The following is a 1089-nucleotide window of genomic DNA, read 5'->3' as shown; positions in this document are numbered from 1 at the left end:
CGATCCCAAGGTCCAGGCCCTGGGCGCCGGCGAGAAGCTGACCGAGACCTTCGAAGTCGTCACCGCCGACGGCACCAAGGGCACGGTCACCATCACCGTCAACGGCACCAACGACGCCCCGACCATCACCGGCGTGGCCGCCGGCAACGTCAAGGAAGACTCGGTCGAGGAAGTCTCCGGCCAGTTGGACAAGCACGACGTCGACGCCAAGGACACGCACACCTGGTCCGTCAACGACGCCGGCAAGGGTCAGTACGGCACCTTCTCCGTCGACCAGAACGGCAAGTGGACCTATGTGCTGGACAACAAGAGCGCCCAGGTCCAGGCCCTGGCCGAAGGCCAGAAGGTCACCGACACCATCACCGTGACCGTCGATGACGGCAAGGGCGGCACCGCCACGCAAGTCATCACCGTCACCGTCACCGGCACCAACGACGCCCCGACCATCTCCGGCACTGCGACCGGCCAGATCAAGGAAGGCAGCAACCAGGACGTGACCGGCCAGCTGACCCAGCACGACGTCGACACCAACGACACGCACACCTGGTCCGTCAACGACGACGGCAAGGGCAAGTACGGTTCGTTCACCGTTGACCAGAATGGCAAGTGGACCTACAAGCTCGACAACTCCAATCCTGACGTCAAGGCGCTCAAGGACGGCGAGCATGTGACCGACACCATCACCGTGACCGTCGACGACGGCCATGGCGGCAAGGCCACGCAGACCATCACCATTACGGTCAATGGCACCAGCGACGGCGCCGTCATCACCCCCAGCAAGCCGGGCGACGACAAGGGCACGGTCACGGAAGACAAGGAACTGACCGCCAGCGGCAAGCTCGATGTCACCGACCCGGACGCCGGCGAGGCCGTGTTCAAGCCCCAGACCGACTTCAAGGGCCAGTACGGCACCTTCTCCATCGACGCCAACGGCAACTGGACCTTCAAGCTCGACAACGACGCCAAGGCCATCCAGCAGCTCGGCGCCAAGGACTCGCTGACCGAGAAATTCACGGTCACGACCGCTGACGGCACCACCGGCCAGGTCGTCATCACCATCAACGGCACCAACGACAAGCCGACCATCAC

The 1089-nt window shown here is 64.2% G+C and carries 1 protein-coding gene; it reads left to right on the top strand.

The annotated features are described in order from the left end of the window. A partial coding sequence (locus AC6LJ9_RS30570) for a VCBS domain-containing protein (RefSeq protein WP_498150445.1) occupies nt 1–1089 on the top strand: 1089 nt, incomplete at both ends.

It is taken from the genome of Achromobacter sp. 1011811831, assembly GCF_059760905.1.
The sequence above is the reverse complement of the archived record's forward strand: the minus strand, read 5'-3'. Positions and strand labels throughout refer to the sequence as shown.